Below are 24,231 nucleotides of genomic sequence, written 5' to 3' on the forward strand. Positions count from 1 at the left end.
CCTCCGCGTGCGCATGCTCAGCAGTCACCAACGGACTCCCCTCTCCGGGTGTCATGGGCCGATGCTAGGGGGCGCCACCTGGCGACAGGTGCCGGGGGTATGGCGTGCCTCACGAGATGGGCTGGGGCATAATGGCCGACCTCCGGTGAACGGGATGTCACGCTGGGCGACCACGCCCACCCGCGAACGCCACTCGACCATTCCCGCCTCCGCCACCCTGGTCATCGACGTGATCCTATCCGTTGGCGCGCCCGGTCGCCCGGTCGGCGCCCGCCGCCGACGTCCGTCGATCCTGTGACGTACCTCAAGGCCGAACGGCCCTTTGCCTGGTGGCGGCCCCGGAAGCAGAGTTGACGTGTCCGTCACCACGGCGAAACGTGAACCAGCCAGCATCGTCCTCGGGCAGACTCGATGACGCGCCTGCCCCACCGTCACCAACGAACCTCTGCGGGGTGATCATGAGCACTGTCGAGCCGCACCAGCCCATCGGACTGACGACCGTCTCGCGTACCGTCGCGTCGCTCGCCGTCGGCGTGGTCCACACCCTGGAGCGCGCCGTGGTGGGCGAGGCCCGGATGCGCACCGCGCGGGGCAACGCCTGGGAGGCGGTCTGCGCCGACCGGGCCCGGGCGGAGCAGCGGGCCGAGCTCGACCGCCTGGTGGCGGAGCTGGCGGCGGCCCGCGCCGCCGCCCGCGAGCGCCAGCCGGTCAGCTGACCGTCGGGTCCTCGCCCCGGTCCAGCGCGTCCCACGCCTGGGTGGTGTGCCGGCCGGTGACCCGGCCGCCCTCGCCCCGGGCGGCCGGCACGGCGTCGTCCGCGGGCCGCCGCTCGTAGCGGGCGCCCATCGCCGGCCACCCGGGGCCCCGCAGCGCCGTCAGCAGCCCGCCCGCCGTGGCGAGCAGCCCGCCGAGCAGGCAGAGCGCCGGCCAGTGCCGGGCCACCTCGCCGCCGAACGCCGCGACCAGGCCGTAGCCGCCGCCGGCCGCCACGGCCGCCCCGAGCCCGCACAGCAGCCCGCCCAGCAGCCGCCGCGCCCGGCCCCGGGTGGCGAGCACGGCCCCGCCACCGGCCAGCCCGACCAGGGCCAACGCCGGCAGCCAGGGCAGCAGGCCGGCGCCCGTGCGGGCGTCGCGGACCGGCGGCAGCGGGGTGGGCCGGGCGGTCAGCTCGACCGCCCAGGTGCGGGTCGACGCCCACAGCGCCAGGCCCGCGCCGGCCACGCAGAGCAGCACGGCGTACGTCAGCTCGCGCCGGCGCGCGCCCCGGCCCGCGTCCGTCGCGGCAGCCGTCCCCGGCTCCCGGCCGCGCGGCTCGGCGGCCGTCACCGGGCGGGCCGGAGGGTCTCGGCGGCGGCGATGGCGGCGAGCACGGCGGCGGCCTTGTTCCGGGTCTCCTGGTCCTCGGCGGCCGGGTCGGAGTCGGCCACCACCCCCGCCCCGGCCTGCACGTACGCCCTGCCGTCGCGCATCAGCGCGGTGCGGATCGCGATCGCCATGTCCAGGTCGCCTCCGAAGCCGAAGTAGCCCACGGTGCCGCCGTAGAGGCCCCGCCGGACCGGCTCCAGCTCCTCGATGATCTCCATGGCCCGCACCTTGGGCGCGCCGGAGAGGGTGCCGGCGGGGAAGGTCGCGGCCAGCGCGTCGAAGGCCGTGCGGTCCTCGCGCAGCGTGCCGACGACGGTCGAGACGATGTGCATGACGTGGCTGTAGCGCTCGATGGTGGCGAACTCCGGCACCTCGACCGTGCCCGGGCGGCAGACCCGGCCCAGGTCGTTGCGGCCCAGGTCGACCAGCATCACGTGCTCGGCGCGCTCCTTGGGGTCGGCGAGCAGCTCCGCCGCGAGGCGCGCGTCGGCCTCGGGGGTGCCGCCGCGCGGCCGGGTGCCGGCGATCGGGTGCAGCAGAGCCCGCCGCCGCCCCTGGGCGTCGCTGGTCACCTTCAGGTGCGCCTCCGGCGAGGAGCCGACGATGTCGAAGCCGTCGAAGCGCAGCAGGTACATGTAGGGGCTGGGGTTCGTCGTGCGCAGCACGCGGTAGACGTCCAGCGGGTCGGCGTGCGTGTCCCGCTCGAACCGCTGGGACAGCACGATCTGGAAGCACTCGCCGGCCCGGATCGCCTCCTTGGCCGCCTCGACGGCCTTCGGGTAACCGTCCTCCGGCGTGCGGCTGCGCACCTGGCCCGCCGAGGGCCGCTCGACGGTCGAGACCATCGGCGGGATCGGCCGCGACAGCGCGGTGGTCATCGCGTCGAGCCGCCCGACCGCGTGGTGGTACGCCGCCGCGACCTCGGCATCCCGGTCCGGGTCGGACAGCGGCGGCAGGATCGCGTTGGCGACGAGGATCGCCGAGCCGTCGTAGTGGTCCAGCACCACCAGGTCGGCGGCGAGCATCATGCCCAGCTCGGGCACGCCCAGGTCGTCCTCGGTCAGCTCGGGCAGCCGCTCGAAGCGCCGGATCAGCTCGTAGCCCAGGTAGCCGACCATGCCCCCGGTCAGCGGGGGCATGCCGCTGGCCGCGTCCCACGCCGGGCCGGCGAGCGCCTCGACGGTCTCGCGCAGCACCCGGACCGGGTCGCCGGAGGTGGGCAGGCCGGCCGGGGGCCGCCCCGTCCACACCGCGACCCCGTCCCGCTCGGTCAGCGTGGCGCTGCTGCGTACGCCGATGAACGAGTACCGCGACCAGGCCAGGCCGGCCGAGCCGACGCCCTGCTCGGCGGACTCCAGCAGGAACGTCCCCGGGCCCCCGGCGAGCTTGCGGTAGACGCCGACCGGGGTTTCCGCGTCGGCGAGCAGCCGGCGGGTGACCGGGACGACCCGCCAGCGGGCGGCCAGCTCGGTGAAGGCGGCCAGGTCCGGGCTGACCGCGCCGTCGGTGCCGGACCCGCCCGTCGCGCGCTGCGCGGTCACCGGGCCTGCGCCCCGTCCCCGCCGACCGGCAGCTCGGTGAAGAAGCAGGTGCGGTGCCCCGTGTGGCAGGCCGCGCCGACCTGGTCGACGTCGACCAGCAGCGCGTCGCCGTCGCAGTCCAGCGCCACCGCGCGGACGTACTGGTGGTGCCCGGAGGTGGCGCCCTTGACCCAGTACTCCCCGCGGCTGCGCGACCAGTAGGTGGCCCGGCCGGTGGTCAGGGTGCGGTGCAGCGCCTCGTCGTCCATCCAGGCGACCATCAGCACCTCGCCGGAGTCGTGCTGGCGGACCACGGCGGCGACCAGGCCGTCGGGGGTGCGGCGCAGCCGGGCGGCGATGGCCGGGTCGAGCCGGGACGGACGGACCCTGCCGTCGGCCGCGGGCTCCTGCGGACTGGGGTGGGCGCCGGTCACGGGCGCGTCAGGTACGGGCACAGTGACCCATTGTCCCGCACGCGGGGCGGGCACGGGCGACGGCTCCCGCCGGGGCCGCGGCCGCCGGTGGGCGGGCCGGGTCAGCTGGTCGACGTAGCGGTCCAGCCGGCCGTCGGTCAGGGCGTCGGCCAGGTCCGCGCCGGCGGCCCGCGCGACCTCGGCGGCGTACGGGCGGATCAGCGGCAGGACGCCGGTGACCAGGCGGGCCGCGGCGGCGCAGAGCTGGCCGACGGAGCCGGGCCGCAGCCCGAGGCAGAGCAGCAGGTCCTCGCGGTAGTTCGGGGGCGCCACCGGCAGGTCGAGGGCGGCGGCGAAGGCCGACCGTCGGGACGTCACCCGGACCGTGGGGTTGGCCAGCCGCAGCACGGACGGGCAGAGCCGGCCCAGATCGGCGGCGGCCAGCCGGACGCCGAGGTGGTCGTCGGCGTCCCGCGCGCCCGCCACCTTACCGAGCGTCGCGATCAGCTCCTCCAGCTGCGGCTCGCCGGCGGGGTGGCAGAGCACCGGCAGGTCGATCCGGGGCCGCCAGTGCGGGTCCGCCCACAACAGCCGGGCCGGCGCCGTGACCGGCAGCCCGAACGCCCAGTCGGCCGGCTCGCCGAGGCGGGTCAGCCAGGAGCGGACGTCGCGGGCGGCCACCGAGACGTGGGTCAGCCCGCCCTCGTGCTCGGCCAGGAACGCCCGGCGGGCGGCGTACGGGGCGCCACCGAGCAGCACGTCGACGTCGACGTCGCTGTGCGCGGTGGCGGCCCGCCGGGCGTGGCTGCCGCGCAGCATGATGCCCACCACGGGCTGCTCGGCCCCGGCCCGCAACCGGGCCGCCCATTCGCCCAGGAACCCCTCGTCCGGTGACGCAGCGTGACCCACGGCGCCATCGTGCCGTACGTCCGATCAGGGCGCAATGCCCGATGCCACGCCTGATGCCCGTTGGCGGACCCGCTGTCCGGTCCGAAGGCTAATGCCCGACCAACCGCATCGCCGCTTCGGGGTACCGTTCGCCGGCGACCGCGCCGGGCGGCACCGCCTCGCCCAGCCGGGCGCGCTGGGCGGCGGTGAGCCGGATGTCGGCCGCCGCCGCGTTCTCCTCCAGCCGGTGCACCCGCCGGGTGCCGGGGATCGGGAAGACGTCCTCGCCCTGGGCGAGCAGCCAGGCCAGCGCCGCCTGGGCGGGGGTGCAGCCGATCTCGTCGGCCACCGCCCGCACCTCGTCGACCAGCCTGAGGTTGGCGTCGAGGTTGCCCTCCGCGAAGCGCGGCGCCCGGGCGCGCCAGTCGTCGGCCGCGAGCTGCTCGCGGCCGGTGATCGCCCCGGTCAACAGCCCCCGCCCCACCGGCGAGTACGCGACCAGCGCCACGCCCAGCTCCCGGCAGGTGGCCAGCATCTCGCCCTCGACGTCCCGGCTGAACAGCGAGTACTCCATCTGCACGGCGGTCACCGGGTGCACCGCGTGCGCCGCCCGGAGGGTGGCGGGGCTGACCTCGGACAGGCCGATCAGCCGCACCTTGCCGGCGGCGACCTGCTCCGCCATCGCCCCGACGGTCTCCTCGATCGGCGTCGCCGGGTCGCGCCGGTGCAGGTACCACAGGTCGACGACGTCCACCCCGAGGCGGCGCAGGGAGGCGTCGCACGCCTCGCGCGCCCAGGCGGCGCTGCTGTCCACGTACAGCCCGGGGCTGCCGGTGCCGCCGGTCGCGTCGCCGCTCACCCGGTTGCCGAACTTCGTGGCCAGGAAGACCTCGTCGCGGCGGGCCCGCACCACCGGGGAGAGCAGCTCCTCGTTGCGGCCGTGGCCGTACAGGTCGGCGGTGTCCAGGTGGTTCACCCCCAGGTCGAGCGCGCGGTGCAGGGTGCGGGTCGAGCCGGCGTCGTCGCCGGCGCCGTAGGCGAAGCTCATCCCCATGCAGCCCAGCCCGATCGCGGAGACCTCGGGCCCGGACGCGCCCAGCTTCCGGCGGATCATCGGCACTCCTCCGCCCGGCGGTAGTTGTCGATCTTGTAGTTGAGCACCTTCAGGTCCTCCTCCAGCTCGGCCATCCGGGACAGCACGCGGGCCCGGTGCGCCTCGAAGAGCGCCCGCCGGGCGGCCAGGGTGGCGTCGCCCTGCCGGGCCAGCTCCGCGTAGCGGCGCATGTCCCGCACCGGCATGCCCGTGCGGCGCAGCCGGGTGAGCAGGAACAGCCAGTCGACGTCGCGTTCGGTGTAGCGACGGCGCCCGGCCGAGTCGCGCCCGACCGGGGCGACGAGGCCCTCCTGCTCGTACCAACGCAGCGTGTAGGTGGTCAGGCCGACCCGCTCGGCCGCCTCGCCGACGGTCAGGGTCGCCTCCCGGATGGTGATGTCCACGCCCTCCAGGCTTCCAGTTCGAGTGCACGCGAAGTCAACCGTTGCGGCCCGGCGGACATCTCCACTAGCGTCGAGTTCAACGCATGATGAGTTTCTCCGGGGAGGCGCCGGTGGACGAGGCGATCGCCGTCCGCGACCTGGTCGTGCGGCGGGGCGGGCGGCGGGTGCTGCACGGCGTCAGCGCGTCCGTGCCACGCGGCGTGGTCACCGGGCTGCTCGGCCCGAGCGGCAGCGGCAAGACCACGCTGCTGCGGTCGGTGGTCGGCGTGCAGGTGCTCGGCGCCGGCTCGGTGACCGTGCTGGGGCGCCCCGCCGGGTCGCCCGAGCTGCGCCGTCGCGTCGGCTACCTCACCCAGGCGCCCAGCGTCTACGCCGACCTGACCGTGCGGGAGAACGCGCGCTACTTCGCCGCGCTGCACGGCCGGGGCCGGGCCGAAGCCGACCGGGCGGTCGCCGAGGTCGGGCTCGGGTCGGCCGCCGGCCAACTGGTCGGCACCCTCTCCGGCGGGCAGCGCAGCCGGGCGTCGCTGGCCTGCGCCCTGGTCGGCGAACCGGAACTGCTCGTCCTCGACGAGCCGACCGTCGGCCAGGACCCGGTGCTGCGGGCCGACCTGTGGGCCCGGTTCCACGCCATGGCCGCCGCCGGCACCACCCTGCTGGTCTCCAGCCACGTCATGGACGAGGCGGCCCGCTGCGACCGGCTGCTGCTGATCCGCGAGGGGCGGCTGATCGCCGACGACACCCCCGACGCGGTCCGCGCCGCCGCCGGCACCGACGACCTGGACGAGGCGTTCCTGCGGCTGATCAGGGCGGGCGCGGCGGGCGCCGCCGGACGGGAGGCGTCGTGAACCCCCGGATCCTGGCCGCCACCACCGGCCGCATCCTGCGCCAACTGCGGCACGACCGGCGCACCGTGGCGCTGCTGCTGGTGGTCCCGTCGGCGCTGCTCGCCCTGGTCCACTCCATGTACGTCGACCAGCCGTCGACGTTCGACCGGGTCGCCCTGGTGATGCTCGGCTTCTTCCCCTTCGTGGTCATGTTCCTGGTGACCAGCATCGCGATGCTGCGCGAGCGCACCACGGGCACGCTGGAGCGGCTGCTCACCACCCCGCTGGGCAGGCTCGACCTGCTCTTCGGCTACGGCATCGCGTTCGGGCTGGCCGCGGTGCTCCAGGCGGTCGTCGCGTCCGTGGTCGCGTACGGGCTCCTCGGCCTGGACACCGCCGGCCACAGCGGGCTGGTGGTCATGATCGCCGCGCTGAACGCCGCGCTCGCCGTCGCGCTCGGGCTCTTCTGCAGCGCCTTCGCCCGCACCGAGTTCCAGGCCGTACAGTTCATGCCGGTCGTGGTGGTGCCCCAGTTGCTGCTCTGCGGGCTCTTCGTGCCCCGGGGCGAGATGGCCGGCTGGTTGCAGGCGGTCAGCGACGCGCTGCCCCTGTCGTACGCCGTCGAGGCGCTCCAGGAGGTCGGCGCCCACGCCGAGCCGACCGGCACGATGTGGCGGGACGCGGCGGTGGTCGCCGGCGCGGCGGCGCTGGCGCTGGTGCTGGCCGCGGCCACCCTGCGGCGGCGCAGCGGCTGAGCCGCCGTCCCGGCCGGCAGGCGGGACCGGGGCCGGGGCCGGCCCACGGCACGGCGGCGCGCCGGAGGGCCGACGACGAGGCAGGACGACGGAGCGAAGGGCGGCGATGGCGCGGCGGACCGGACGACGACCCGGCAACCCGGACACCCGGCAGGCCATCCTCGACGCGGCCCGCGCCGCCTTCGCCGAGCGGGGCTTCGACGGGTCCTCGATCCGGGCCGTCGCCGCCGCCGCGCAGGTGGACCCGGCGCTGGTGCACCACTACTTCGGCAGCAAGGACCGGCTCTTCCTGGCCGCCATGCACGCGCCGGTCGACCCGGCCGAGCTGCTGCCGGGGGTGCTCGCGGGGGACCGCGCGGGTCTCGGGGAGCGGCTGGTGCGCACCTTCCTCGGCGTCTGGGACTCCCCGGCCGGCACCGCCGGCGTGGCCCTGCTGCGCTCGGCGGTGAGCAACGAGTGGACGGCCCGGCTGCTGCGCGAGTTCCTGGTCACCCAGGTGCTGCGCAGGGTCCTCGACCAGCTCGACGCCGACCCGGCCGAGCTGCCGCTGCGCGGCTCGCTGGTGGCCAGCCAGCTGATCGGGCTGGCCATGATGCGGCACGTGGTCCGGCTGGAGCCGGTCGCCTCGGCCGCCCCGGAGACGCTCGTCGCGGCGGTCGGCCCCACCGTGCAGCGCTACCTGACGGGCGACCTCGCCGAGGTCTTCGCCGGCTGACCGGACGGCCGGGGCGCGCCTCCGGTCAGGCGTGGTCGGCGTGCCGGGGCGCGGTGTGGCGGCAGACCAGCGGGTGCAGGAGGCGGGTCAGCTCCGCCTGGCAGTCCAGCGGACGCGGGAACGCCAGCCGGACGCGCCGGCGGGCGCCGGGTCGCCCGTGGGTGACCAGCAGGCCGTACCGGTCGATCCGGACCACCCGGGGCGCGGTGTCGGGTGCGCCGTCGGCGAGACCGAGCTGGCGGCGCAGGTACCCGGCCACCTCGCTGGCGTGGTGGTCGGCGAGGTCGGCCAGGAGTTCGGCCTCGACCGCGTGCAGCGGGTCGGGCTCCGCCTCGGCGTACGCCTCCGGGTCGATGCGGCGGACGGTGTCGCCGCGTTCCCACCGGGCCTCGACCACCTCGAAGCGGTGCAGCCGGAACCGGGTGCCGACGTCGAGCAGGTCACCGGCCGGCTCCACGGCCGCGAAGTCCAGCGCGGCGCGGCGCTCCTCCTCCCCCTCCAGGCGGGCCGTCCAGCCGGAGACCCAGGCCCGGCCGAGGCTCGGCGCGCCGGCGGCGGGCGGCAGGTCCAGCACGTCCAGCACCAGCGCCACCTCGGATTCGCCGTCGGCGGGGCGCAGCGCGGCGGCGAGGTCGCTGACCACCGGCACGAGCAGCAGCACCCGTCCGTCCGGATCGGTCACGTGCCGGACCTGGTGCGGGCCGGGCCGGTGCGCGACGTGGGCGATGCCGGGCAGGCGGCCGGCGACGAGGGTGCGGACGATCTCCGCCGGGCTGGGCCGCATGGACGACTCCTTCATAGGTTAGCCTTACCTAACTCGGAGACTAGAGCACCGGATCGGAGACGTCCAGCGTGAACCACCCCAGGCCCAAGGCCCGACTCTCCCGCGCCCTCGGCATCCCGCTGACCCGCAAGTGCGTGCGGTACGTCGAGCGGCGCCCCTTCCCGCCCGGCGTGCACGGCCGGCAGCGCCGCAAGACCTCGGACTACCAGGTGCGCCTGCTCGAGAAGCAGCGCCTGCGCCACCAGTACAACGTCAGCGAGACCCAACTGCGGCGCGTCTTCGACGAGGCCGCCCGCAGCGCGGGCAAGACCGGCGAAGGCCTGGTCGCGCTCCTGGAGCGACGGCTCGACGCGGTGGTGCACCGGGCCGGCCTGGCCCGCAGCATCTACCAGGCCCGGCAGCTGGTCGCGCACGGCCACTTCACCGTCGACGGGCGGAAGGTCGACCGGCCGTCGTACCGGCTGCGCCCGGGGCAGGTGGTGGCCGTGCGCGAACGCAGCCGCGCGTCCCTGCCGTTCCAGCTCGCCGCCGCCGGCGCCAACGCCACCGAGGGCCCCGGCCAGCCGTACCTGTCGGTGGAGCTGGCCGAGCTGCGGACCACGCTGCTGCGCGAGCCCGCCCGGCACGAGGTGCCGGTGATCTGCGACGAGCAGCTGGTGGTGGAGTTCTACTCCCGCTGACCGCCGCGCGCGGCCCGACCCCCGGCCGGGCCGCGCGCCGCCGGTGCGTCGGGTCCGCTCAGCGGGTCTGCTCCAGCCAGGAGGCGTAGAGCAGGCCGTAGACCGACTCCGGGTCGCGGACCAGCTCGTCGTGCGGGCCGCGCTGCACGATCCGGCCCCGGTCCACCACGATCACCTCGTCGGCGGCCTGCGCCGTGGAGAGCCGGTGCGCGATCGCGAGGGTGGTACGCCCCCGGGTCACCGCGTCCAGGGTGCGTTGCAGCCGCACCTCCGTGGCCGGGTCGACCGCGCTGGTCGCCTCGTCCAGTACCAGCAGATCCGGGTCGGCCACGTACGCGCGGGCCAGCGCGACCAGCTGCCGCTCCCCCACGCTCAGCGCCTCGCCGCGCTCCCCCACCGGGGTGTGCAGGCCCGACGGGAGCCCGTCCAGCCAGTCCGCCAGCCCCAGCTCGGTGAAGGCCGCCGCGAGCTGCTCGTCGGTCAGCTCCGGGCGGGCGAAGCGGACGTTCTCCGCCACCGTGGCGTCGAAGAGGAAGCCGTCCTGCGGCACCATCACCACCCGCGAGCGCAGCGAGGCGAACCGGACCCGCTCCAGCGGCACGCCGGAGAGCAGCACCTGGCCGGCGGTCGGGTCCATCAGCCGGGTGAGCAGCTTGGCGAAGGTGGTCTTGCCGCTGCCGGTCTCGCCGACCACTGCCACCCGGCTCTTCGCCGGGATCTCCAGGCTGACGTCGTGCAGCACGGGCGGACCCCCCGGGTACGCGAAACGCACCCCCGCGAAGCGGATGTCCAGCGGACCGGACGGCAGCTCACGCCCCTGCTCGCCCGGGTCGGCGACGTCGGGCTCGACGTCCAGCACGTCCAGCACCCGGCGCCAGCCCGCGATGGCGTTCTGCGCCTCGTTGAGCACCTCGGTGGCGATCTGCACCGGCTGGATGAAGAGCGTGACCAGGAAGAGGAAGGCGGTCACCTCGCCGACGCTCAGGGTGCGGTCGGCGCCGAGGGTCACCCCGAGCACCACCACGCCGGCCAGCGCCAGGCCGGCCGCCAACTCCCCGACCGAGCTGCCCATGATGCTGATCCTGATCGCCCGCTGCTGCGCCCGCCGCTGGCCGTCGATCGCCTCGTCGAGCCGGCGGGCCGTCCGGCCGGCGATCCCGTAGGCCCGGATCACCGGCGCGCCGACCACGCTCTCCCCGATCGCGCCGAGCAGCGTCCCCGTGCGCTGCCGGACCACCCCGTACGCCCCGGCGAGGCGCCGCTGGAGCAGCCGGATCACGAACACGGCGGGCAGGAAGGCGGCGAAGACCACCAGGGTGAGCTGCCAGGAGTACGCGAACATGACAAGCGTGGTGACCGCCAGCTGACCGAGGTTGATCACCAGGATCACGCCGCCCCACTGGAGGAACTGGGTGATCTGGTCGACGTCGCTGGTCACCCGGGAGACCAGCGAACCGCGCCGCTCCGACTGCTGGTGCAGCATGGACAGGTCGTGCACGTGCCGGAACGCCCGGATCCGCACGTTGGCCAGCGCGGTCTCGCTGACCGTGAAGAGCCGGCGCATCATCAGGTAGCCGCAGAGCGTGGTCACCACCAGCACCCCGACGGTCGCGGCGACCACCGTCCAGACCACGCCCAGGTCCAGGCCGCCGACGATGCCGTTGTCGATGCCCTGCTGCACCGCCACCGGGACCGCCGCCCGGCCGACCATGTAGACCAGGGCCAGACCGAGCGTGCCGGCGAGGCCGACCCGCAGCTCCGGGGAGAGCGCCAGACCGCGGCGCAGCGTCTGCCAGGTGGTCTCGGGGGTCTCCGGCGTCTCGGCGTCCCCGGGCGTCTCGGCCGCCCCGGTCTTCCTCGCCGTGTCCGTGGTAGTGGTCACCGGGCCCGCCTTCCGTTCGCGACTGCGGGGCTCCGCTCCGCTGCACTCCTCGCGCTCACCGGGCCCGCCTTTCGTTCGCGACTGCGGGGCTCCGCTCCGCTGCACTCCTCGCGCTCACCGGTCCACCTCGATCTCCAGGCCCGACGTCAGCGGGGCGACCTCGTCGTACGTCTCGTCCTTGGCGTGGTCGACCTCGGCCTGCTCGTAGGCGGTGACCAGGTCGGCGTAGCCCGGCACCGTGGCCAGCAGCTCGGCGTGCGGGCCGCGGGCGAGCACCCGGCCCTGTTCCAGGTAGACCACCTCGTCGGCCAGCGCGATGGTGGCCTGCCGGTAGGCGACCACCAGGATCGACGCGGCCGGCTCGCCAGTCTCCCCCGCCGAGGAACGCAGCCCGGCCAGGATGGCCGCCTCCACCCGGGGGTCGACGGCGCTGGTCGCATCGTCGAGGACCAGCAGGCGTGGCCGGCCCGCGAGCGCGCGGGCCAGGGTGAGCCGCTGCCGCTGGCCGCCGGAGAGCGAGGTGCCCCGCTCGCCGACCTTCGTGTCGAGACCGTCGGGCAGGGCCGCGACGAAGCCGTCCGCCTCGGCCAGCCGCAGCGCGGCCCAGACGTCGTCGTCGCCGATGCCCGGCCGGTCCAGGCTGACGTTGGCCCGCACCGTGTCGTCGAAGACGAACGGCACCTGGGCGACCAACGCGGCGTTGTCCGCCAGCGACGCGGCGGTGAGCCGGCGGACGTCCACCCCGTCCAGGCACACCGTGCCGGCCCTGGGGTCGACCAGCCGCACCGCCAGCGCGGCGATCGTCGACTTGCCGGCGCCGGTCGGCCCGACCAGGGCGACGGTCTTCCCGGCGGGCACGGTGAAGGAGACCTCGCCCAGCACCTCCGTGCCGGGCAGGTGCGCCTCGGCCGGCTCGTAGCCGAAGCGGACGCCGGAGAACGCGAGGGTGGCCGGGCGGGGCTGCGTCGCGTCGAGCGTCGTGTCGCCGTACGACATCTCGCCCGTGGCGTCGAGCACCCGGCTGACCCGGTCCCAGCCGGCGACGCTGCGCGGCAGCTCGGCCAGCACCCAGCCGATGGCCCGGACGGGGAACGCCAGGACCGTGAAGAGGAAGGCGACGCTGATCAGCTCGGCGACGGTGATCTCGCCCTGCCGCAGCCGGATCGATCCGACCACCAGCACGGCGAGGGTGCCGAGGCTGGGCAGGGTCTCCAGCAGCGGGTCGAAGACGCCGCGCAGCCGGCCGACCGCCACCAGCGAGTCGCGCAGCTCCCCCGCGCGGGCGGCGAACCGGTCGGTCTCCTGCGCCTCCCGGCCCATCGTCTTGACCACCAGGGCGCCGTCGAAGCTCTCGTGCGCGATGCCGCTGACCTCGGCGCGCAGCCGCTGGGCCCGGGCCTGCCGGGGGGCCATCCGGCGGGAGTAGGCGACGTTGAGGGCGAAGAGCGCCGGGAAGACCGCGAGACCGACGAGGGCCAGCGCCCAGTCGGTGAAGAAGAGCGACGCCACCGCGCCGACCAGCATCACCAGGGTGCCCACCGCGAACGGCAGCGGGGCGATCGGGTACCAGGCGGCCTCGACGTCGGAGTTGGCGTTGGACAGCAGCGTGCCGGTGGCGTTGCGGTGGTGCCAGGACAGCGGCAGCTCCAGGTAGCGGCGGGTGACCCGGCGCCGGTAGGCGGCCTGGAGGCGGTACTGCATGTAGCCCGCGCCGAGCCGGCGGCCGAAGATGCCGGCCACCCGCAGCACGCTGATGCCGAACAGCGCGACGGCCGCCAGGGCGAGCCCCCCGACCCCGACCGCGCCGCGCTCGATCGCCGGCACCACCACGTCGCCGACCACGGCGCCCACCACGTAGGCGCTGGCCACCGTCATGGCGCCGAAGAGCACGCTGCCGGTCACCGCGACCGCGAAGATGCGCGGCTCCTCCCGGATCGCCCGCCCGAGGACGGCCAGCCCCCGCACCAGCACGTCCCGACTCGTCCTGCTCGCCACGCTCTCCCCTGCCGTAAGCCGCAATTATCTTCCTCATCCTTACCGGTCCGGGCCAGCTCCGCCGCCCCGGTCCGCTATGTCCACCGTCACGGCCGCCCCGCCGACTCGGCGCGCCGAGTGCCCTCCACGCGCCTACGATCGGTGCCATGCCGCGGTACGCCCGATCGGAGCGCGAGGCGCTCGCCGACCTGATGCAGACGCTGGGACCGGACGCCCCGACGGTCAACGAGGGATGGACCACCCGCGACCTCGCCGCCCACCTGGTGCTCCGGGAACGCCGGCCCGACGCCGCCGGCGGCATCCTGCTCCCGCCGCTGCGCGGCTACTCCGAGCGGGTGCGCCTGCGCGTCGCCGCGCGCCCGTGGCCGCGCCTGCTCGACGAGGTGCGCCGGCCGCCGGTGTGGAGTCCGGTCAGCAACCCGGTCACCGACGAGCTGGCCAACACGCTGGAGTTCTTCATCCACCACGAGGACGTGCGCCGCGCCCGCCCGGGCTGGCTCCCGCGCGACCTGGCGGCGGGGCTGAACGCGGCACTCTGGAAGCGGTGCGCGGGGCTGGCCCGGCTGGCGCTGCGCCGGTTCCCGGCCGACGTCTTCGTCCAGGCGCCCGGCTACGGCGAGCGCTCCGTCGGCCGGGGCGGCGAACCCGTGCGGGTGGTGGGCGCGCCGGGCGAGCTGGCCCTGTTCCTCAGCGGCCGGCAGCGGGTGTCCCGGGTGCAGATCGACGGGCCGGCGGCCGTCGCCGAGCGGCTCCGCGGCACCGAACTGGGAATGTGACGCCATGTACACAAGCAGTCACGGCCCAACCTGAGAAGGCGCCTACCCAACGATCCCGGCCGATCCCTGCTGCCGTACGCTGTTCCGCGCCGTCCCGTCGGGGGGCGGAGCGACAGGGGGCACCATGCGGACCTTTGCGGTCTCGGCGCTACGGGAACCCCCCTTTCCCTCGCGCCAGCACGACGCCACCGCGCGGGTGGCGCAGGAGAGCACCGAGTGGGCGCTCGACCAGGGGCTGATCAGTAACGGGCACCGGCTGCACCGGCTACGCCGGGCCGACGCCGCCGGGCTGGCGGGGCGGGCGTGCCCGGAGGGCCCGGTCGACGGCCTGCGGCTGCTCGCCGACCTGATCTCCTGGCTGTTCGTGGTGGACGACGCCTGCGACGAGGACGGCCTCGGCGACTCCCCCACCCGGCTGGCGCCGACCGTCGCCGCCCTGCTGGACGTGCTCGACGGGCGGGAGGGCCGGGCCGACGGGCCGGCCGCCGCAGCCGGGCCGCTCGGTGCGGCGCTGGGCGACCTGTGCCGGCGGGCCCGCGCCGCCGGCGGGCCCGTGGCGCTGCTGCGCTTCGTCGGCGAGGTGCGGGAGTACCTGCTGGCGCTGCTCTGGGAGGCGGCGAACCGCGAGCACGGGCGGGCGCCGGGGCTGGCCGAGTACGTCCAGATGCGCCGGCACACCGGCGGGGTCCACCCCAGCTTCACCCTCACCGAACTGGCCACCGGGGCACTGCCGGGCGCGGCGCACCGCACCGAGCCGGCGCTGGTCGCCCTCGACCTGCTCGCCGCCGACCTGGTGTGCTGGTGCAACGACGTCTTCTCGTACGGCAAGGAGCACCTCGGCCGGCCGGACGTGCACAACCTGGTCGCGGTGATCGCCGCCGGGCGGGCGGACGGCGACGAGTCGTCGGCCCTGCGGGGGGCGGCCGACCGGTTCAACGAGGCCCTCTCGGCGTACCTGGCGACGGAGGCGGCGCTGCTCGCCACGGGCGACGACGGCCTGCGGGCGGCCCTTACCGCGCGGCGCAACTGGATCCGGGCCACCTACGACTGGTCGCTGCGGGCGGCCCGGTACGCCTGAGCCGGGCGGTCCATCCTCCGAGACGTGGCCCAGCCGTGATCGACAGGGCTAGCCGATGCCCGGGCGCAGGCAATACCCTTCGGTAACGAACACCGACGTGACCATGGTCACGTCTCCACCCCCGAAGGCGGCTACAGCGATGGCTCTCGATGTACCGTACCGTTCCATCCCCGACATGTTCCTCAAGCGCGTGGCGGCGTCCCCCGACCGCGACGCCTTCGCCCACCCGGCCCCCGACGACTCCGGGCCGGTCTGGCTGAGCTGGGAGCAGATGGCCCGTCGCGCCAAGGCGGTCGCCGCCGGGCTGCACGGGCTCGGTGTCGGCCTGGAGGATCCGGTCGCGATCCTGGCGAACACCCGGCTCGACTGGGTGGTCGCCGACCTCGGCATCATGTGTGCCGGTGGCGCGACCACCACCGTCTACCCCACCACGGAGCCCGACGACGCGACCTACATCATCGCCGACTCCGGCTCCCGGGTGCTGTTCGCCGAGAACCCGGCCCAGGCCGCCAAGATCGCCGGCGCGGACCTGCCCGCGCTGACCCACGTCGTGCTCTTCGACGGCGCCGCCGACCCGGCCGCCACCGTCCCCCAGCTCACCCTCGCCGAGCTGGAGGAGCAGGGCGCCCGCGCCCTGGCCGCCGAGCCCGACCTGATCGAGATGCTGGTCGCCGGGATCGGCCCAGAGCACCTGGCCACGCTGATCTACACCTCCGGCACCACGGGGCGTCCGAAGGGCGTCGAGCTGCTGCACGGCGGCTGGTGCTGGGAGGGCGTGGCGCAGGCCGAGCTGGGGCTGCTGCGCGAGAACGACCTTCAGTACCTCTGGCTTCCGCTGTCGCACTCGTTCGGCAAGACCCTGCTCTGCGGGGCGATCCACGTGGGCCTGCCGACGTACGTCGACGGCCGGGTGGACAAGCTGGTCGAGCTGCTCTCGGTGATCCGGCCGACGCTGATGTGCGGCGCGCCCCGGGTGTTCGAGAAGGTCTACAACAAGGCGGTGACGACCGCGCAGGACGCCGGCGGCGCGAAGGCGAAGATCTTCGCCTGGGGCGTCCGGGTCGGCAAGGAGAAGGTCGCCCTGGAGCAGGCCGGCCGGCCCGTCCCGACGGGGCTCAGGCTGAAGTACACGGTGGCCGAGAAGCTGGTGTTCAGCAAGCTCCAGGCCCGCCTCGGCGGCCGGATCCGGGTGCTCGTCTCCGGCGCCGCCCCGCTCAGCCCGGAGATCGCCACCTTCTTCGCCGCGGCGAACCTGCCGATCTCCGAGGGCTACGGCCTCACCGAGACCAGCGCCGGCAACTTCGTCAACCCGCCGGACGGGCTGCGGATCGGCACCGTCGGCAAGGCGATGGGCGACCTGGAGTGCCGGATCGACACCGACGGCGAGATCCTGGTGCGCGGCCGGCCGGTGATGCGCGGCTACCACAACCTGCCCGAGGAGACCGCGGCCGCGTTCACCGAGGACGGGTTCTTCCGCACCGGCGACATCGGCACGCTGGACGCCGACGGCTACCTGAAGATCACCGACCGGAAGAAGGACCTGGTCAAGACCTCGGGTGGCAAGTACATCGCGCCCTCGCACATCGAGGGGATGTTCAAGGCCACCTGCCCGTACACCTCGCAGGCGGTGGTGATCGGCCAGGCCCGCAACTACTGCACGATGCTGGTCACGCTGGACCCGGACGCGATCAAGGGCTGGGCCGCCGGCACCCCGCTGGAGGGCCGCGACTACGCCGAGATCGTCGTCTCGCCGGAGGCGAAGGCCATGGTCGAGGGTTACGTGGCCGAGCTCAACGCCAAGCTCAACCGCTGGGAGACGATCAAGAAGGTCGCCATCCTGCCGCGCGACCTGACCATCGAGCACGGCGAGATCACCCCCTCACTCAAGATCAAGCGCCGCGGCGTGGAGAGCAACTTCGCCAGCGAGATCGAGAAGATGTACGCGGGGTCGCTCGCCGAACTCTGAGCGCGCGACGCCGGCGGCCCCGCGTTCCGACGCGGGGCCGCCGGCCGCCCGGGTGACGGCGCCGGCCTCAGAGGTGGTGGCCCCGCCACCGCGTCTGCTCGGCCTCGGAGGCGAGCTGCTCCTCCAGCGCCACCTGCCGCACGCGCCGCCGCCGTGGGGCGTCGACGACCGTCTGCACGGCGACCGTCAGCACGGCGGCCACCGCCAGCATGCCCAGGGCGACCAGTTCCGGCAGTCGCCCGGCCACCGGGGTCAGCGCGGCGAGCAGCGCCACCCCGCCGATCGTCGGCCAGCGCGCCGCGCCCAGCATCCGGCTCCCGAGCATGATCAGCGTGAGCAGGTAGAGCGCGACCCCGCCGAAGAGGGCCAGCATGTCGAAGCCGGGCAGCGGCACCCCCCACTGCGGGGTCGCCGGGTCGGCCCCCTCGTAGATCAGCCCCTTGAGGCCCAGGGCGAACAGGATCACGCCCGTGATCAGCGGCAGGTGCAGGTACGTGTACACGTCCCGGGCCAGCCCGGCGCGGGTGCGCCGCTCCCGGGTGCGGTGCAGCACCTGCTCCATGGCCAGCGCGAGGGTGTCGAAGTACGCCCACCACAGCGCCGCGACCACCGCGATGCCGAGGAGCGCCGCGATGATCACCGGCCAGCTCAGCGGCAGGGTGGCGCCGGGGCCCGGCCCGAGCCCCAGCGCGATGATCGACTCGCCGAGCGCGACCATGATGATCAACGCGTGCCGTTCCGCCCAGTGCCCCGCCGAGAGCACCGTCCACCCGGCGCGGTGCTGGGCCAGGCCGGCGCCGTACTCCACGCCGAGCGCGGCCACCCAGAACGCCAGCCGCAGCCCCGCCTCGGCGCTGCCGTCGAAGAGCCGCTGCGGCACCAGCGCGGCGGTCAGGATGAGCCCCGTCGCCACCAGGAAGGGCAGGACCAGCACGGGGCTGCGTCGGCGCACCTCCCGGTCGGTGCGCACGGCCCAGAGGAAGACCGTCACCTGGGTCGCGCGGACCAGGAAGTAGCAGACGGCGAAGACCACCGGGCCGGGCAGGCCGCCGGGGCGGTCGACGAACGCCTTCGGCAGGCTCAGCGCGAGCACGAAGACGGCGGCGGAGACGGCGAACCCGACCAGCGGCGCGATCCCCTGGTCGGTGCGGACCACGTTGCCCAGCGCGGCGAAGCCGCTCCAGCACCACCAGAGCAGGGCGAGCACCACCAGGAACCGGACCAGCCCGCGGGTGTCCAGGTTGCCGGCGGTCACCGTGGTGACGTTGAGGAAGGCGAAGACGAAGACGAGGTCGTAGAAGAGTTCGAGCCGGGTGGTGCGGGACCCCGGTGCGTTCGGCAGGATGCCGCGCGGCCACCGTATCCCCCGCACGTCCTCCACCTGCGCAGTCTCGCAGCCGCGGGGCCGAGGGCAGGCGCGATTGACCGACCCGGCCGGGAGCCCCCGGCCGGCGCGCCGGCCCGCCTCAGGCGATGACCGCCGGCTCCCGCCACTGCGACCGACCGCCCCGGTCCAGGTCGTACCGGACGGCGGCGATGCGACCGACCGCCTCGACCAGGTCGGTGGCCGGCAGGGTGAACGGCAGCCGCAGGAAGCGCTCCAACGTGCCGTCCAGGCCGAACCGGGGGCCGGGCGCCAGGCGTACGCCGACCTCCTCGGCGGCCCGGGCCAGCGCGCTGGAGATCGGCCCGTCGAGTTCGGCCCAGAGGGTCACCCCGCCGTGCGGGACGGTGACCCGCCACTCCGGCAGGCGCTGCGCGAGCGCGGCCAGCAGCGCGTCGCGCTGGGTGGTCAGCTGGGCCTGGCGCGCGGCGACGATGGCCGGCGCGTCGGCGAGCAGGTGGACCGCGACCAACTGGTCCAGGACCGGGCTGGCCATGTCGACGCCGACCCGGGCGGCGGCGAGCCGCTGCACCTGCGGGGCGGAGGCGCGGACCCAGCCGATCCGCAGGCCGCCCCAGAACGGCTTGCTCATTCCCCCGATGGTGACCACCCGGGAGTGCCGGTCGAAGCTGGCGGTCGGCGGGGGCAGCACCGTCCCGTCCAGCGGCAGGTCCACGAAGGACTCGTCGACGACCAGGTCGGTGCCGACGGCGTGCGCCGTGGCCACGACCCGTTCCCGCAGTGCGGCCGGCATCAGGTGCCCGGTCGGGTTCTGGAAGTCCGGGATCAGGTACGCCAGCTTGGGCCGGGCCTGCCGGAGCCCGCCGAGCAGCAGGTCGGCGTCCCAGCCGGGCTCCTCGACGGCCAGGCCGTGGGTGGTGATCCGGGCCCGGCGGGCGGCCAGCGCGGCCAGCGCGTTCGGGTAGCTGGGCGCCTCGACCAGCACGTTGCCGCCGGGGGCGAGGGCCAGGCGGAGCACCAGGTCGAGGGCGTGCTGGGTGCCGTTGGTGACCATGATCTGGTCGGGCGAGGTGGGCAGGCCCCGGTCGGTGTAGGCGCGGGCCACGGCCTCGCGCAGCTCGATGATCCCGGTCGGGTGGTAGCCGGCACCGCCCAGGTAGCGGGGCAGGTCCTCGGCCGCCGCGCGGGCGGCCGGCAGCAGCTCCGGCGGCGCGGCGAGCGCGGCGACCCCGAGGTCGATCATGTCCCGGTCGTCCAGCGGGGTCCAGAGCCCGGTGCTCGCCACCCGGTGGGTGCCCGGGAGCATCGTCCAGCTGCCGGCACCCCGCCGGCTGGCGAGGTGCCCGCTCTCGCGCAGCTCCCGGTACGCGGCCGTGACCGTGGTCCGGCTGATCTTCAGCGCCTCGGCCAACTCCCGCTCGGCGGGCAGCCGCACGCCCAGCGGCAGCCGGCCGTCGGCGAGCAGCCCACGGACGGCGCCGGCCAGGGCGGCGTAGTCGGGGCTGCGCCGGCGGCCGGGAAGCGCATGCCACTGACCGAGGAGCCGGGCCAATTGGACACCCCGAACCTGACTCGTCATGGCCACTCCTCCAGGATTGGCTCTTACATCGCGCCAATTGGCCTTTAGCGTGGCATGGGTGACACCGATTGGCAATCTCCGGCATCGCCCCGCGCGGCGGCTCACCCAGCTCTACGCGGGCCTCGTCCTCTACGGCGTGAGCATGGCCCTGATGATCAACTCGGAGCTGGGCCTGGACCCGTGGGACGTGTTCCACCAGGGCCTGTCCGAGCTGACCGGGCTCTCCTTCGGCACCGTCACCATCGCGGTGGGCGCGCTGGTGCTGCTGCTCTGGATACCCCTGCGTCAGCGCCCCGGCCTCGGCACGGTCAGCAACGTCCTGGTGATCGGGCTGGTGGTGGACGCGACGCTCGCGCTGCTGCCGGCCGGCGGCTCGCTGGGCGTACGGGTCGGGATGCTGGTCGGTGGCATCGTGGCCAACGGGGCGGCGACGGGCCTCTACCTCGGCGCCCGTCTCGGGCCGGGCCCCCGCGACGGCCTTATGACCGGCTACGTCGCCCGCCGGCCCGGCCGCTCGATCCGGCTCGTCCGCACCGTCATCGAGATCACGGTGCTGGCGCTGGGCTGGCTGCTCGGCGGGACGGTGGGCGTCGGCACGGTCGCCTACGCGCTGGCCATCGGCCCGCTGACCCAGGTCTTCCTGCCGCTGTTCACCGTCCCCGGGCCGCAGCACCCCGCCCCGGGCCCGGCCGCGCCGCTGCCCGCCGCCTGACCCACCCGGCCGCGCGGTGCCCGCCTGACGCCGCCGGCGCGGCGGCCGCTTTCCGCAGCCCGACGCGGCTGACGCAGTGCCCGCCCGATCGGCCGCGGGCCCCCGCACCACCCCGAGCCCCGTCCGCGACGACCCCTGTCCGGGACGCGGGCCGAACGCCGGTGTTCCCTTCGGACGCGACGCCCGGCAGAATCCTCGCATGGGGGAGAACGGATGGCGCTGGAGCGATGCCTGGATCTTCGTCTCGGTGGTGATCGCCAGCGGTGCGGGACGGCACCGCCGCGCGGCGTCCAGCCGCCGCCCCGAGGGCGTCCGCCTCGCCGACGTGCTCTCCACCGCCGACCACCTCAACCAGGCGATCCCCGAACGGCACGAGGTGGAGGCGGCGGTCCGTCGCCTCGTCGGGGCCGGACTGGTCAGCGTCACCGACGGCTGGTTCCGGATCACCGCCGACGGTGAGCGCCTCTGGCGCACCCGGCCGAGCGCCGGGCTGGCCACCACGGTCGACACCGTGCAGGGCGTACTGGCCCGGCGGCACGCCCCGGTCAGCGCCGAGTGGCACCTGGACGAGGCCGACCACGCGGCCGCCGTCCAGGAGTACGTGGTGCGGTCGATCCCGGCGCCCCGGCGTTCCCCCGAGAACCGGTCCCGCCGGGACTGACTGGCCGCCGGCGCAGCGGGCGGATCACGCGGGCGGTCAGCGGACCGGGTGGCCGGCCCCGCGCAGCGCGTCCTTGACCTCGGCGACGGTCAGCTCGCCGAAGTGGAAGACGCTGGCGGCGAGCACCGCGTCCGCGCCGGCACCGATCGCCGGCGGGAAGTGCGCCACCTGGCCCGCGCCGCCGCTGGCCACCACCGGCACGTCGACCACCCGGCGCACCGCGCCGATGAGTTCGAGGTCGAAACCGGCCTTGGTGCCGTCGGCGTCCATCGAGTTCAGCAGGATCTCCCCCGCGCCCAGCTCGGCGCCGCGGCGGGCCCACTCGACCGCGTCCAGCCCGGTGCCGCGCCGGCCGCCGTGGGTGGTCACCTCGAAACCGCTGGGCGTGCCGCCGCCCGGCGCGCGCCGCACGTCGAGCGAGAGCACCAGCACCTGCCGGCCGAACCGGTCGGCGATCTCGGCGATCAGCTCCGGACGGGCGATCGCGGCGGTGTTCACCCCGACCTTGTCCGCGCCGGCGCGCAGCAGGGTGTCGACGTCGGCGACCTGCCGGACGCCACCGCCGACGGTCAGCGGGATGAAGACCGACTCCGCCGTGCGGCGGACCACGTCGAGCATGGTGCCCCGGTCGCTGGAGGAGGCGGTGACGTCGAGGAAGGTCAGCTCGTCCGCGCCGGCCCGGTCGTACGCCGCCGCCAGCTCCACCGGGTCGCCGGCGTCGCGCAGGTCGAGGAAGTTGACCCCCTTGACCACCCGACCGGCGTCCACGTCGAGACACGGGATGACCCGCACCGCCACCGTCATGCCGCGAGCCTATCCTTCCCGGCGCCGGCGGTGACCGGCCGGTGAGGCCGGCCACCGTCGGGGTCGCGTGGTGCCCCCGCTCAGACCCGGACGAGCATCTTGCCCAGGTTCTCGCCGCGCAGCAGGCCGAGGAACGCCTCCGGGGCGTTCTCGATGCCGTCGACGACCGTCTCGTCGTACGAGACCTTCCCGTCGCGCAGCCAGCCGGCCATCTCGCGCACGAACTCGTCGCGCAGGTGGTTGTGGTCGCCGACCAGGAAGCCGCGCAGGGTGAGCCGCTTGCCGATGAGCAGCGCCAGGTTGCGCGGCGCGGCCGGCGGCTCGGTGTCGTTGTACTGCGCGATCATGCCGCAGATCGCGGCCCGGCCGTGCACCTTCATCGCGGAGATCGCCGCCTCCAGGTGGTCGCCGCCGACGTTGTCGAAGTAGACGTCGACGCCGCCGGGGGCGGCGGCCTTCAGCGAGTCGCGCACCGGGCCGTCGTGGTAGTCGAACGCGGCGTCGAAGCCGAGCGCCCGCAGCCGCTCGACCTTGGCCGCCGAGCCCGCGCTGCCGATCACGTGCGCCGCGCCCCGGAGCTTGGCGATCTGGCCGACCAGGCTGCCCACCGCGCCGGCGGCGGCGGAGACGAAGACGGTCTCCCCCGCCTTCATCCCGGCGACCTCCAGCAGCCCGGCGTAAGCGGTCAGGCCGGTCATGCCGAGCACGCTCAGGTAGGCGGTGACCGGGGCGAGGTCGGGATCGACCTTCCGGACGGCCTTCGCGTCGAGCAGCGCGTACTCGCGCCAGCCGAGGCCGTGCAGCACGGTGTCGCCGGGCCGGGCGCCCTCGGCCTCGCTGGCCACGACCTCGCCGACCGCCCCGCCGTCCAGCGGCGCGTCGAGCGCGAACGGCGGCACGTACGACTTGACGTCGTTCATCCGCCCCCGCATGTACGGGTCGACCGACACGTACCGGTTGCGGACCACGACCTGACCCGGACCCGGGGTGGGCACCTCGGTCTCCACCAGCCGGAAGTTCTCGGCGGTCGGCCAGCCCTGTGGGCGGGAGGCGAGGTGGATCTCCCGGTTGCGGATGCTCACAGCGCCTCGCGGACGGTGAGCGCCACCTCGACGTTGCCGCGGGTCGCGTTCGAGTAGGGGCAGACCTGGTGCGCTTGCGCGACCAGGTCCTCGGCGGCGGCGCGCGCGACGGCCGGCAGGTCGACCACCAGGGCGACGGTCAGCCCGAAGCCGCCGCTGCCGTTGGCGCCGATGCCCACCTCGGCCTCCACGACCGAGCCGGAGACGTCGGCCTTCGCCTTGCGGGCGACCAGGCGCAGCGCCGAGTGGAAGCAGGCGGCGTAGCCGGCCGCGAAGAGCTGCTCGGGGTTGGCGGCGCCGCCGGTGCCACCCATCTCCTTCGGCACGGCCAGGCCCAGGTCGACGGTGCCGTCGGAGGTGCGGACATGGCCGTCCCGACCGTCCCCGGTGGCCCGGGCGGACGCGGTGTAGAGCACCTGCATGGTGGTCACTGCTCCTTCTGTCGGTGGATCGTCTCGGTGACCCGGGTGAGGGTGTCGCGCAGGGCGACCAGCTCCGCCTCGGTGAGGCCCGTGGCGCGGGCGACCCGCAGCGGCACCTCGCCCATCCGGTCGCGCAGGGCCCGCCCGTCGCCGGTCAGGCCCACCTCCACCCGCCGCTCGTCGCGCGCCGACCGGGTCCGGACGACCAGCCCCGCCCCCTCCAGCCGCTTGAGCAGCGGGGAGAGCGTGCCGGAGTCCAGCCGCAGGGCGGCGCCGAGCTCGGAGACCGTGGGAGCGTCGTCGTCGCGCTCCCAGAGCACCATCAGCACCAGGTACTGCGGATAGGTCAGGCCGAACTCGTCGAGCACGGGCCGGTAGACGTCGGTGAGGGCGCGCGACGCGGCGTAGAGCGCGAAGCACACCTGCCGGCGCAGCACCAGATCGTCGGTCACCGGGGAACCGTAACGCGCAATTAGATTGCGCAC

At 75.1% G+C, this 24,231-nt stretch carries 24 protein-coding genes and 1 pseudogene; 10 read left to right on the forward strand and 15 right to left on the reverse strand.

Annotated elements, in window-relative coordinates; all coding sequences use genetic code 11:
* The first annotated feature begins 458 nt into the window (after nucleotides 1–458).
* A complete protein-coding gene (locus AB0G08_RS22680; protein ID WP_101415126.1) occupies nucleotides 459–716 on the forward strand; it encodes a hypothetical protein in 258 nt (85 codons plus the stop codon).
* Here AB0G08_RS22680 and AB0G08_RS22685 read toward each other — a convergent pair.
* The 6 genes and pseudogenes from AB0G08_RS22685 to AB0G08_RS22710 all read right to left on the reverse strand — a co-directional run bounded on the left by AB0G08_RS22685 (nucleotide 709) and on the right by AB0G08_RS22710 (nucleotide 5,683).
* Complete coding sequence (locus AB0G08_RS22685) at nucleotides 709–1,245, reverse strand: Trp biosynthesis-associated membrane protein (protein WP_358091276.1); 537 nt, start codon at nucleotides 1,243–1,245, stop codon at nucleotides 709–711. The genes AB0G08_RS22680 and AB0G08_RS22685 overlap by 8 nt on opposite strands.
* Nucleotides 1,246–1,322: 77 nt before the next feature.
* Nucleotides 1,323–2,906, reverse strand: coding sequence for an anthranilate synthase component I (locus AB0G08_RS22690; protein WP_358091209.1), 1,584 nt, complete (start codon nucleotides 2,904–2,906; stop codon nucleotides 1,323–1,325).
* Entirely contained in the window at nucleotides 2,903–3,340 is a 438-nt protein-coding gene (gene hisI, locus AB0G08_RS22695) for a phosphoribosyl-AMP cyclohydrolase (protein WP_358091278.1), read from the reverse strand. Before hisI ends, AB0G08_RS22690 begins: the two co-directional genes overlap by 4 nt.
* A 180-nt stretch (nucleotides 3,341–3,520) precedes the next feature.
* Nucleotides 3,521–4,117: pseudogene (locus tag AB0G08_RS22700) on the reverse strand (phosphoribosyl-AMP cyclohydrolase); the annotation flags it as partial.
* 178 nt (nucleotides 4,118–4,295) lie between these two features.
* The gene (locus tag AB0G08_RS22705) at nucleotides 4,296–5,300 is read right to left on the reverse strand and encodes an aldo/keto reductase (RefSeq protein WP_358091211.1); all 1,005 of its coding nucleotides are present in this window, start codon (nucleotides 5,298–5,300) and stop codon (nucleotides 4,296–4,298) included.
* A complete protein-coding gene (locus AB0G08_RS22710; protein ID WP_358091213.1) occupies nucleotides 5,297–5,683 on the reverse strand; it encodes a MerR family transcriptional regulator in 387 nt (128 codons plus the stop codon). Before AB0G08_RS22710 ends, AB0G08_RS22705 begins: the two co-directional genes overlap by 4 nt.
* 110 nt (nucleotides 5,684–5,793) lie before the next feature.
* On the opposite strand from AB0G08_RS22710, the gene AB0G08_RS22715 reads away from it, so the two are divergent.
* The 3 genes from AB0G08_RS22715 (at nucleotide 5,794) to AB0G08_RS22725 (ending at nucleotide 7,980) form a co-directional block, all read left to right on the forward strand.
* Complete coding sequence (locus AB0G08_RS22715; RefSeq protein ID WP_358091280.1) at nucleotides 5,794–6,531, forward strand: ABC transporter ATP-binding protein; 738 nt, start codon at nucleotides 5,794–5,796, stop codon at nucleotides 6,529–6,531.
* Nucleotides 6,528–7,265, forward strand: a complete 738-nt coding sequence (locus tag AB0G08_RS22720; RefSeq protein WP_358091215.1) for an ABC transporter permease — start codon at nucleotides 6,528–6,530, stop codon at nucleotides 7,263–7,265. Before AB0G08_RS22715 ends, AB0G08_RS22720 begins: the two co-directional genes overlap by 4 nt.
* A 106-nt stretch (nucleotides 7,266–7,371) precedes the next feature.
* Complete coding sequence (locus AB0G08_RS22725) at nucleotides 7,372–7,980, forward strand: TetR family transcriptional regulator (protein ID WP_357876584.1); 609 nt, start codon at nucleotides 7,372–7,374, stop codon at nucleotides 7,978–7,980.
* A 25-nt stretch (nucleotides 7,981–8,005) separates the two neighbouring features.
* Here AB0G08_RS22725 and AB0G08_RS22730 read toward each other — a convergent pair whose 3' ends face one another.
* Nucleotides 8,006–8,764, reverse strand: a complete 759-nt coding sequence (locus tag AB0G08_RS22730) for a DUF2470 domain-containing protein (RefSeq protein ID WP_358091217.1) — start codon at nucleotides 8,762–8,764, stop codon at nucleotides 8,006–8,008.
* 68 nt (nucleotides 8,765–8,832) lie between these two features.
* On the opposite strand from AB0G08_RS22730, the gene rpsD reads away from it, so the two are divergent.
* Nucleotides 8,833–9,444 carry a 30S ribosomal protein S4 gene (rpsD, locus tag AB0G08_RS22735; protein WP_358091219.1) on the forward strand — a complete coding sequence of 204 codons (612 nt, stop codon included), beginning with the start codon at nucleotides 8,833–8,835 and terminating at the stop codon, nucleotides 9,442–9,444.
* Nucleotides 9,445–9,502: 58 nt separating this feature from the next.
* Here the strand turns inward: rpsD and AB0G08_RS22740 are convergent, their stop codons facing one another.
* Entirely contained in the window at nucleotides 9,503–11,230 is a 1,728-nt protein-coding gene (locus AB0G08_RS22740) for an ABC transporter ATP-binding protein (protein WP_358091282.1), read from the reverse strand.
* A 210-nt stretch (nucleotides 11,231–11,440) separates the two neighbouring features.
* Complete coding sequence (locus AB0G08_RS22745) at nucleotides 11,441–13,321, reverse strand: ABC transporter ATP-binding protein (protein WP_358091221.1); 1,881 nt, start codon at nucleotides 13,319–13,321, stop codon at nucleotides 11,441–11,443.
* A gap of 146 nt (nucleotides 13,322–13,467) precedes the next feature.
* Here AB0G08_RS22745 and AB0G08_RS22750 point away from each other — a divergent pair, with 146 nt between their 5' ends.
* The 3 genes from AB0G08_RS22750 (at nucleotide 13,468) to AB0G08_RS22760 (ending at nucleotide 17,141) form a co-directional block, all read left to right on the forward strand.
* Nucleotides 13,468–14,097: a TIGR03085 family metal-binding protein gene (locus AB0G08_RS22750; RefSeq protein ID WP_358091223.1), complete on the forward strand. Its 630-nt coding sequence runs from the start codon at nucleotides 13,468–13,470 to the stop codon at nucleotides 14,095–14,097.
* Nucleotides 14,098–14,221: 124 nt separating this feature from the next.
* A complete protein-coding gene (locus AB0G08_RS22755; protein WP_358091225.1) occupies nucleotides 14,222–15,175 on the forward strand; it encodes a terpene synthase in 954 nt (317 codons plus the stop codon).
* Nucleotides 15,176–15,314: 139 nt separating this feature from the next.
* Nucleotides 15,315–17,141: a long-chain fatty acid--CoA ligase gene (locus tag AB0G08_RS22760; RefSeq protein ID WP_358091227.1), complete on the forward strand. Its 1,827-nt coding sequence runs from the start codon at nucleotides 15,315–15,317 to the stop codon at nucleotides 17,139–17,141.
* 67 nt (nucleotides 17,142–17,208) lie between these two features.
* Here the strand turns inward: AB0G08_RS22760 and AB0G08_RS22765 are convergent, their stop codons facing one another.
* Together AB0G08_RS22765 and AB0G08_RS22770 are read right to left on the reverse strand one after the other, a co-directional pair.
* Nucleotides 17,209–18,513 (reverse strand): low temperature requirement protein A, encoded by a 1,305-nt coding sequence (locus tag AB0G08_RS22765; RefSeq protein ID WP_358091229.1) that lies wholly within the window; start codon nucleotides 18,511–18,513, stop codon nucleotides 17,209–17,211.
* A 94-nt stretch (nucleotides 18,514–18,607) separates the two neighbouring features.
* Entirely contained in the window at nucleotides 18,608–20,065 is a 1,458-nt protein-coding gene (locus AB0G08_RS22770; protein WP_358091231.1) for a PLP-dependent aminotransferase family protein, read from the reverse strand.
* A 58-nt stretch (nucleotides 20,066–20,123) separates the two neighbouring features.
* Here AB0G08_RS22770 and AB0G08_RS22775 point away from each other — a divergent pair, with 58 nt between their 5' ends.
* Nucleotides 20,124–20,777 (forward strand): hypothetical protein, encoded by a 654-nt coding sequence (locus AB0G08_RS22775; protein WP_358091233.1) that lies wholly within the window; start codon nucleotides 20,124–20,126, stop codon nucleotides 20,775–20,777.
* Nucleotides 20,778–20,976: 199 nt separating this feature from the next.
* Entirely contained in the window at nucleotides 20,977–21,438 is a 462-nt protein-coding gene (locus tag AB0G08_RS22780) for a hypothetical protein (protein WP_357876564.1), read from the forward strand.
* A gap of 36 nt (nucleotides 21,439–21,474) precedes the next feature.
* On the opposite strand, the gene hisF is transcribed toward AB0G08_RS22780, so the two are convergent.
* From hisF to AB0G08_RS22800, 4 genes are all read right to left on the reverse strand, one after another.
* Entirely contained in the window at nucleotides 21,475–22,242 is a 768-nt protein-coding gene (gene hisF / locus AB0G08_RS22785; protein ID WP_357876562.1) for an imidazole glycerol phosphate synthase subunit HisF, read from the reverse strand.
* 80 nt (nucleotides 22,243–22,322) lie between these two features.
* Nucleotides 22,323–23,324, reverse strand: a complete 1,002-nt coding sequence (locus AB0G08_RS22790) for an NADP-dependent oxidoreductase (RefSeq protein WP_358091235.1) — start codon at nucleotides 23,322–23,324, stop codon at nucleotides 22,323–22,325.
* Nucleotides 23,321–23,746, reverse strand: coding sequence for an organic hydroperoxide resistance protein (locus tag AB0G08_RS22795; RefSeq protein ID WP_358091284.1), 426 nt, complete (start codon nucleotides 23,744–23,746; stop codon nucleotides 23,321–23,323). Before AB0G08_RS22795 ends, AB0G08_RS22790 begins: the two co-directional genes overlap by 4 nt.
* Nucleotides 23,747–23,751: 5 nt before the next feature.
* Nucleotides 23,752–24,198: a MarR family transcriptional regulator gene (locus AB0G08_RS22800; protein ID WP_358091237.1), complete on the reverse strand. Its 447-nt coding sequence runs from the start codon at nucleotides 24,196–24,198 to the stop codon at nucleotides 23,752–23,754.
* Nucleotides 24,199–24,231 lie beyond the last annotated feature (33 nt).

This window comes from Micromonospora sp. NPDC023644 (assembly GCF_040640115.1).
Lineage (GTDB): Bacteria > Actinomycetota > Actinomycetes > Mycobacteriales > Micromonosporaceae > Micromonospora.